The following is an 8,176-nucleotide window of genomic DNA, read 5'->3' as shown; positions in this document are numbered from 1 at the left end:
CACTAACAGGACAGGCTCTACCCAAGTTCTTATCGTAATAATTATTAAAATTAGTCAGTGGGTATAAATTGATATAAAAATACGAACATACATATTAATTAAACGTTTGATTAAATCCCCTCAAAGCCAGGCGGGTCAAGGGATTGAGACTGTTTAATCAAACGTTTGTTTAATGCTCCATTACATGACCGGGACTGGCTCTAATTTTCAGAAAAAATAATTTGACTTGAATGAATTTTATGATAATATGAATACAATAATTCTTATTGGAATAATATGAATTAAAATCTTCTTATTCAGATAGAGGGTGAGACTGACCCAGTGAACTCTCGGTATCCAGCTTTTAAAGTCACTCAGTTTGTGATGAAACCTGGTGCCAAATTTAGAAGAGTGGCTGATCAACCAGAAGATGAGAAGGTATTGGCAAAATGTCTTCATGTTTTGTCATGCACCCTTCTCTTATCTTAGAGAAGATGTTTTCATTTTTCCAAAGCCGTAAAGCTAGTAAGTGAAATCCAAATAGGAAAGGGAGAGAAAAAGATGGCGATTACAACATTTAAAGCAAAAACAGTATTAAAAGAAAACGTATTAGTGGAAACAGAATCGAGAGGGCATAAAGTCATTGTGGATGAGCCAGCTAGCCTAGGAGGAACGGATAAAGGAATGAATCCGGTGGAACTCCTTCTGTCCGCTTTAGGTGCGTGCCAGTCAATCGTAGCGAGAACGTATGCAAAGCAATTCAATATCGATCTTCAAAAGTTTTGGGTTGAATTAGAAGGAGATATTGACCTTGACGGGTTTTTTAACAAATCAGATGTGAGACCAGGATTCTTATCCATACGATATACGTTTCATATCGAAACAGATGCCCCAGAAGATAAAATCGAAGCATTTAAAGCATTCGTTGAAGATCATTGCCCTGTCGGCGACACGATTGCCAATCCTGTGAATCTTGTCTCTTCAAAAGTGGTTGTTCATCAGCCTGTTAAATAAAATGCGGACGCAAAGACAAGATAATACTAATATATAAACTAATAAGAGACACACAGGAAAATTTAGTTCTTGTGTGTCTCTATTAATATGCGGCTATTGTGAAACAAGATTTTCCCGGTTGTCACTGCGACCGAAATGATCCACTATTCCGCTAATACTTTTTCGGATTTCTATCAATCAAACGTTTAATTAAATCCACTCAAAGCCAGGCAGGACAAGGGATTGGGACTGTTCAATCAAACGTTTGTTTAATCCCCTCTTGCACTGATCGGACTGGATCTCACTAAGTTTGTATCATAATAATTATTAAAATTAGGCCATTGCTATAAATTGATATATAAATACAATCTTACATATTAATCAAACGTTTAATTAAATCCCCTCAAAGCCAGGCAGGACAAGGGATTGAAACTGTTTAATCAAACGTTTGTTTAATCCCCTCTTGCACTGATCGGACAGGATCTCACTAGGTTTGTATCATAATAATTATTAAAATTGGGCCATTGCTTTAAATTGATAAATAAATACAATCTTACATATTAATCAAACGTTTAATTAAATCCCCTTAAAGCCAGGCAGGGCAAGGGATTGGAACTGTTCAATTAAACGTTTGATTAAACTTTCTAGGAATGTGTAGATACTTCATCTTTTCTACAATCTAGTCCAAAGAGTGAAATTTCCAATGGATAAATTAATTTTGGATGACAATTTTCATCGTTCCTTAAAAAAGGTAGAAGTTATTAACACCCTTGACTGCCTACATAAAAGAAATGATTTCAAAATTTAATGATCAACGATATTTTATATAAGCTATTAAAATCTTTTTATTAACAAACAAAAAAAAGAACCCCACTGAAAAGCCGATCAGTCCGCCGCTTTTCTGTGGGATCTAGTCTTGGTAAGTGAAGAATTCAACTTAAATCATACAACTCTACTAAGAAAATGTTCTAAAAATCGATCTGCTTCTACTTCTGTACAGACGCGAATCTTTGGTTCACCTTCAAGATGACCGATGGTTCTTCCTTCCTCTTCTCCTTCTAAAACAACCTTTACATTCATCATTTCCGTCTCTACAAAACTTGGATCAATGGCAACTCCCACGGCAAGTGGATCATGAAGACCACAACCGGCGATACCTGGATAATATTTCTCATAATATCCGATATAAAACTCGGTCATGTCCGCAAAAAACTGAGCTGTTTCTTTTCCAGTCTCACGCCATTCGTTAACCCTTGATAGTGGCAATAATGTTTGCAAGGTTACATCTAATCCTACAAGGGTCACCTGTAAACCAGATGAGAAAACATAATCAGCTGCTTCAGGGTCAGAGAAGATATTCGCTTCTGCATAAGCATTTACATTCCCTGGTACTTTCACAGCCCCACCCATGATAACGACCTCTTTAACGAGCGGGATGATTTCCGGTGCTTTTTGGATAGCTAAAGCAAGATTCGTCAGTGGTCCCACAGCAATGATCGTAATTTCATGCGGGCGATTTTTCACCTGTTCGATTATAAAATCCGGGGCAAATTGACTTTTCGCTTGAGACGTTGGTTCGTTCTTCAACGTATTGCCTATTCCATCCTCTCCATGGACATGTCTCGCCCAAAACTCTTTTTCACCGCGCACAAATCGTTGAGCAGCTCCTTGATAAACAGGGATGTCCTTACCTAACTTTTCAATAACAGTAAGTGTATTACGAGTCGCTTCTTCTACGGGTACGTTACCGAAACAGGTCGTAAAACCAAGCAGCTCTAGTTCTGGAGAGTTTATGGAGTAAGACATCGCTAATGCATCATCAATTCCCGTATCAACATCAAATATAATCGGTTTCAAAACAAATCCCACCATTCAACAATTTAAATTATTTTTTAGTATAACTTTGAAGTGCCTTGATAACCATATCCCAAAACTTCGCATGATCTAGCTTCAAGGCAACATTGACATTTGGTTCACGCCCGGTTACACCGTGCATATCTACTAAGGTCATTCCGTAAGTATGAACCCCGGTTGTCTCCACATCCACACGCAACTTTTTCGCCTCAACAACAGAAGGATCGATACAATACGCTACACAACAAACATCATGTACAGGTGGATGTTCGAATCCAAATACCTCTAAATACGTTTTGCGGAAAAACACCAGTAGCTCGCTTACAAATTGCGCAACGGGATTGTCAATCGCAGCAATGCGTTCGCAAACCTCGTTAGTCGCTAAAGCTTGATGAGTAAGGTCAAGCCCCATCATCGTAATCGGAGCGCCACTCTCAAAAACAACCTTTGCTGCCTCCGCATCAACATAAATATTGAATTCTGCTGCTGGAGTCCAGTTGCCAAACGTACCTCCACCCATGATGACAATTTCTTGAATTTTAGATAGGATAGCCGGTTCACGTCTCATAGCCATCGCGATATTCGTTAGCGGGCCAGTAGGAACGAGTGTAATATCCCCATCTGATTCCATTAGCTTTCGAATAATAAAATCAACAGCGTGTTCCTTTTCGATCGTTTTAGTAGCCTCTGGCAGAACCGGTCCGTCCATTCCGGAATCTCCATGTATATCGGGAGCTGTTTCTCGTTTTCTGACAAGCGGTTGACCGCTTCCTTGGAAAACAGGTACATCATACATGCCGGCAATCTCACAAACTTTTAGGGCATTCTTCGTTGTTTTCTCCACTTCAGCGTTCCCTGCTACAGTTGTAATACCGACTAATTCGATGTTTGGATTCCCTGCTGCGAGTAAAATAGCAATGGCATCATCATGACCTGGATCACAATCAAGAATAATTTTGCGTTTCTTGTTTTCTAGCATAGAAAAATACCGTCCTTTTCATTACTTTGTAAATGCCACACATAAAGAATCTACTATTTATTATGCTTTCATAGGGCATATATCAATCGAGCTAAAATGGTTTGTCTTAGATCATTTAAAATAGAACCACTTAATTTCCAATTTACATAGTCTCTCTTATAGTGGAAAACTAGAGCAAAAAAGAATGCTCAACATAACACAATCTTATAATATCAAATTTTCACGTAAAAAAGAAAAATGATCTCAAAGGTAAATGAGACCATTTCAATTCCTTATATAAAAGAACACAGACCGACAGCATTGATTTCTACTAAATTTGAGTGCTTCGTATTTTTGGGTCATACCTATCATGGCGATGCCAAAGCATCCAGAACCTTTTTCGCTCTATCTTCTTTCTCTTCTTAATCAAACGATTAATTAGACCCTTTAGGAATGGGCAGGTACCTCATCCTAACTACAACCTAGTCCAAAGATTAAAGTTTCCAATCGATAAATCTATTTTTTGATGACTACTATCATATTTATTGTTCCTTAGAAAAAGGAGAAAATTATTAACATCCTTGACTGCTTGCATAAAGGAAATGATTTCAAAATTTATGGACCGATGATATTTAATATAAGCTATCAAGATCTTTTCATTAACAAACGAAAAATAGTGAACATTAGTGTGTTTGTATAGGAACATACAGAATCTATCTAGCGATTGTTGAATTTCTTCCGTGATCCATTTATTCTCATATTGAAATTGGCGTAACAGAAAATCGTAGCGTGATACTCCACCTATGGAATCCAGCATTAAACATACTTCCTTTTCTATGTATAATAAATGCTTATAAAACAATGACACATGAAAAATTGATTCTAAACTTTAAATCAATTATTACTTTTTGTAGATTTTGAGCCATTGTAATCAAAGCTTCCGCTGAGGACGATGTTTCTTCCATTAAGGCATTTTGTTCCTTTGCTGAAGCAGCCACATTTTTTGTATTTCCTGTGGCTTGTTCAGCCATATTAGCTACCTCTTCCACCATTTCCACCATATTTTGCGAGCAAAATTCACTTGCTCTACAATCGCTGCACAAAAATAGCCGTCCCTGATAAAGAGAGCAGCCATCACTTTACTTATATAAAGTTAATTGGCAACCTGGCGATCATAGTTCAATAGCTAAGCTGAACGACAGACCCATGGCTTTGCGTCCTCATCTTTCAATGAGTTTGCCTTTATCAAATTTTAATAACAAAATTACCATTACTTTCTTACAATTTATATAGTAATTAACATAAAATGAATAGTCAACAAAACTTAGCTAAATTTTACACAAATGTTACATAATACGACAATTGTTTATTTGATTTATTCTTGAGTGTTTATTCAACAAGATTATTGTAGACGTTTAATACTGGAGCTATGACTGTAATCATTACCGGTAGGAGCGTTTCCATTTTTTCAAAATAAAAGATATTCACCTAAATTAATGGATGCAATTGCCCTGATCAGTTGTTAAACAGTTTTAAATTCGGAGAGAAACTAGGAACGGTTATATTAATGTGAGCGCATATCAATCAACATGTTGGTTAATATGTTTATTGTACTGACAGAGATATATTTTATAAGATAGTTTTAGTAGTGGAGAAGGAATCTAAGAGCTTTAGGTGAAATTAAAGATAGGAGCCTTTATGTCAAAAGGTACAATAACAATTTACATTTACCAACAAGAGAAAATCATGCTATTTTTCTTGAAATTTATAAAAAAGAAAAAAAATGAGAACAACTCTGAACAACCTAAAAGAATTCTAATGATTTCGGGGAATAAAAATACATATCTACATAAGAATCAACACCCAAAAAATCCCAGTAATCAAATAAAAACGTTTTGAATGATTCCAGATCATTTATATTTTCAATAATGTACTCATCGTCTTCAGTAATAAAGTTTATATTAGATGTGTGGTTATCTTTATATTTTCTTCGTTACCTCCATTTTTATACCACTCTATTAAAAAGTAGAGAGCATATTCTTGAAGTGGATTAAGCATATGTGGAAAGCTGTCTGCAGCAAATTCTTGTAATTCATATAATATTTCTTTGCATTTCTCAATCTCATTCCTAACCATAAATGTTGGGAATATATAATTTAACTGGGCATTTAATTCGCCACTATCTTCTTCCAATTCTATATAAAAAGTAATTATTTCTTTCAACACTTGATTAACCATTTTACTAACTTTATTAGAGACATCATAAGAAATTTTTATTATTGATATCACCCCTTTTCCTGTAAATATAACATATTTTATTTACTAAGACTCCCGTAAAAAATCATCATATACTTTTTCAAATTTTCAATGGTCTTAGCGTAAATTCGTTTTTTCAGTTAACAACACCTCCAATCACATGCACTATATTTAACAATTTATTTAAATAATAACCCAATGTCTATCCGGGAACAGGTGGGGATTTTTTGACACTGTGCAGCTGCTAGAGGAACGGGGCATCGGAGATGTTGATGAGGTTTTCGAGTTGAACAGGGACAATTTTAATTTTTCTTGCGGCATCAGAAAAGCACCTCCTTTAAAATTTGATATCGTACCAGGAGGTGCCTCGAGTTTATAAGCGTTGTTTGATTACGAGCTTACACCTCACACCACAATGTTCACTCGCTTTGCTGGCTCTACTTCTCTTCCTTAACAACATCAACAAATGGCAACGGTAACTGTTCGGTGTAATCATACTTTCTCATTTCACATTCCTCCTAAAATTAAAATAGCACTAATCCCTCGAAAGGAATTAGAGCTGGATGAGTTAGAATCGCTTTCCTATGAATATAATATTTGATTGAAATGTTGAGTGATACGGATTTGGATAATAAAAAAAGAGGGTACCACATTTGAATGGGATTACCCTCTTCTTCAATTGTGTGAAACGTTATCTAGGCTGTTAGGCACTATAGTTCTCTATTATTAACTATTTTTACACGAACCTAACTACACCATATTCACTAATAACAAAGTTTATACCAAAATCTAGAGATTCCATTACGACTGGCCACTTCTCACCATGGAACACATTTAAAATAACTTCCCATTCAGATGATGCTAGTACCCATGCCAAGTTTTGACCGTTGATAGTAAATACAAATAGGTCAAATGTAAAGTCTGTGTAATTCCCTTCAGCTGCTGATACTTCTGCTACAAAATCACTCACCACTGCACTTACAAGGGTTGTTCCATTATTTACATACTTACTAGCTCCTCCACGAGTAGAATCCCATGTATATTCAACACCACTATAGGTAATTGCTTCAACACCTTGCAAGTTTAATGACTTGAAGTATCTAGCAAAGTCATTCATCACTCCTGCTAGGATATCAAAGCTTCCACCTTCACCATTTCTGTAGTCACGATACCCTTCTAACGCAGCCTTAGTATATCTTGCTGTTAATGTTCCTAGTGTTCCACCTGCATACTCTAAGCTAGCTACTGGGTATGCATCCTCATAGGTTCCTATAGATTCATTCTGCTCCATATGAGTTTTTGCAGCTTGGGCTACTTGGTCTAGAGGCCATTTTTCACCATGGAACACATTTAAAATAACTTCCCATTCAGATGATGCTAGTACCCATGTCAAGTTTTGACCGTTGATAGTAAATACAAATGGGTCAAATGTAAAGTCTGTGTAATTCCCTTCAGCTGCTGATACTTCTGCTACAAAATCACTCACCACTGCACTTACAAGGGTTGTTCCATTATTTACATACTTACTAGCTCCTCCACGAGTAGAATCCCATGTATACTCAACACCACCATAGGTAATTGCTTCAACACCTTGCAAGTTTAATGACTTGAAGTATCTAGCAAAGTCATTCATCACTCCTGCTAGGATATCAAAGCTTCCACCTTCACCATTTCTGTAGTCACGATACCCTTCTAACGCAGCCTTAGTATATGTTGCTTTTAATGTTCCAGCCTCATAGGATAAAACAGCTACTGGGTATGCATCCTCATAGGTTCCTATAGATTCGTTCTGCTCCATATGAGTTTTTGCAGCTTGGGCTACTTGGTCTAGATTCCACTCTGAGTCTGGGGTTGCTTCTACTTCCACTGTCCCTGTTACTACATTAAATGCCTCTGTATCGTCAGGAGTAAATGTCCAAGCATAGTCACCAGTTTTAGTTACTTCTGTTGTTTCATCTGTCCATACTAATATTCCAGCTACTTCATTACCTTGTCCATCCTCAAACTTACCAGCTAGTGTTGAAGACGCTAATGTTTGACCTACTGTTACCGCTGTTGCCGTTACCGGTGTTGTTGTAGATTCAACTGGTGTTACTGGATCTGGATCTACATCCTTTTCAACTAAACCTTTGATTG

Annotated in this window: 6 protein-coding genes and 1 riboswitch; of the genes, 1 reads left to right on the top strand and 5 read right to left on the bottom strand. The window is 36.6% G+C overall.

All coding sequences use genetic code 11. The features are described 5' to 3' along the window. The first annotated feature begins 540 nt into the window (after positions 1–540). On the top strand, positions 541–993 hold the full coding sequence (locus V7122_RS10655) for an OsmC family protein (RefSeq protein WP_335526660.1): 453 nt from the start codon (positions 541–543) through the stop codon (positions 991–993). 921 nt (positions 994–1,914) lie between these two features. On the opposite strand, the gene V7122_RS10650 is transcribed toward V7122_RS10655, so the two are convergent. From V7122_RS10650 to V7122_RS10630, 5 genes are all read right to left on the bottom strand, one after another. Then, the gene (locus V7122_RS10650) at positions 1,915–2,829 is read right to left on the bottom strand and encodes a nucleoside hydrolase (protein WP_335526657.1); all 915 of its coding nucleotides are present in this window, start codon (positions 2,827–2,829) and stop codon (positions 1,915–1,917) included. A gap of 28 nt (positions 2,830–2,857) precedes the next feature. Further along, complete coding sequence (locus V7122_RS10645; protein WP_335526655.1) at positions 2,858–3,805, bottom strand: nucleoside hydrolase; 948 nt, start codon at positions 3,803–3,805, stop codon at positions 2,858–2,860. An 830-nt stretch (positions 3,806–4,635) separates the two neighbouring features. Beyond that, entirely contained in the window at positions 4,636–4,815 is a 180-nt protein-coding gene (locus V7122_RS10640; RefSeq protein WP_335526653.1) for a hypothetical protein, read from the bottom strand. 125 nt (positions 4,816–4,940) lie between these two features. Next, positions 4,941–5,035: riboswitch (cyclic di-GMP riboswitch) on the bottom strand. Positions 5,036–5,740: 705 nt separating this feature from the next. Beyond that, on the bottom strand, positions 5,741–6,007 hold the full coding sequence (locus V7122_RS10635; RefSeq protein WP_335526651.1) for a hypothetical protein: 267 nt from the start codon (positions 6,005–6,007) through the stop codon (positions 5,741–5,743). Positions 6,008–6,776: 769 nt separating this feature from the next. Continuing rightward, positions 6,777–8,176, bottom strand: a 1,400-nt coding sequence (locus V7122_RS10630; protein WP_335526648.1) for a hypothetical protein, incomplete at its 5' end; no start/stop codon positions are given.

It is taken from the genome of Bacillus sp. JJ1532, assembly GCF_036965085.1.
Classification (GTDB): Bacteria; Bacillota; Bacilli; order Bacillales; family Cytobacillaceae; genus Cytobacillus.
Note: the sequence above shows the minus strand (reverse complement) of the source record. Positions and strands in the feature narration are given on the sequence as shown.

Coding starts and splice junctions, on each gene's coding strand:
- V7122_RS10655 (WP_335526660.1), top strand. CDS start 541: ATGGCGATTACAACATTTAAAGCAAAAACAGTATTAAAAGAAAACGTA.
- V7122_RS10640 (WP_335526653.1), bottom strand. CDS start 4,815: ATGGCTGAACAAGCCACAGGAAATACAAAAAATGTGGCTGCTTCAGCA.
- V7122_RS10645 (WP_335526655.1), bottom strand. CDS start 3,805: ATGCTAGAAAACAAGAAACGCAAAATTATTCTTGATTGTGATCCAGGT.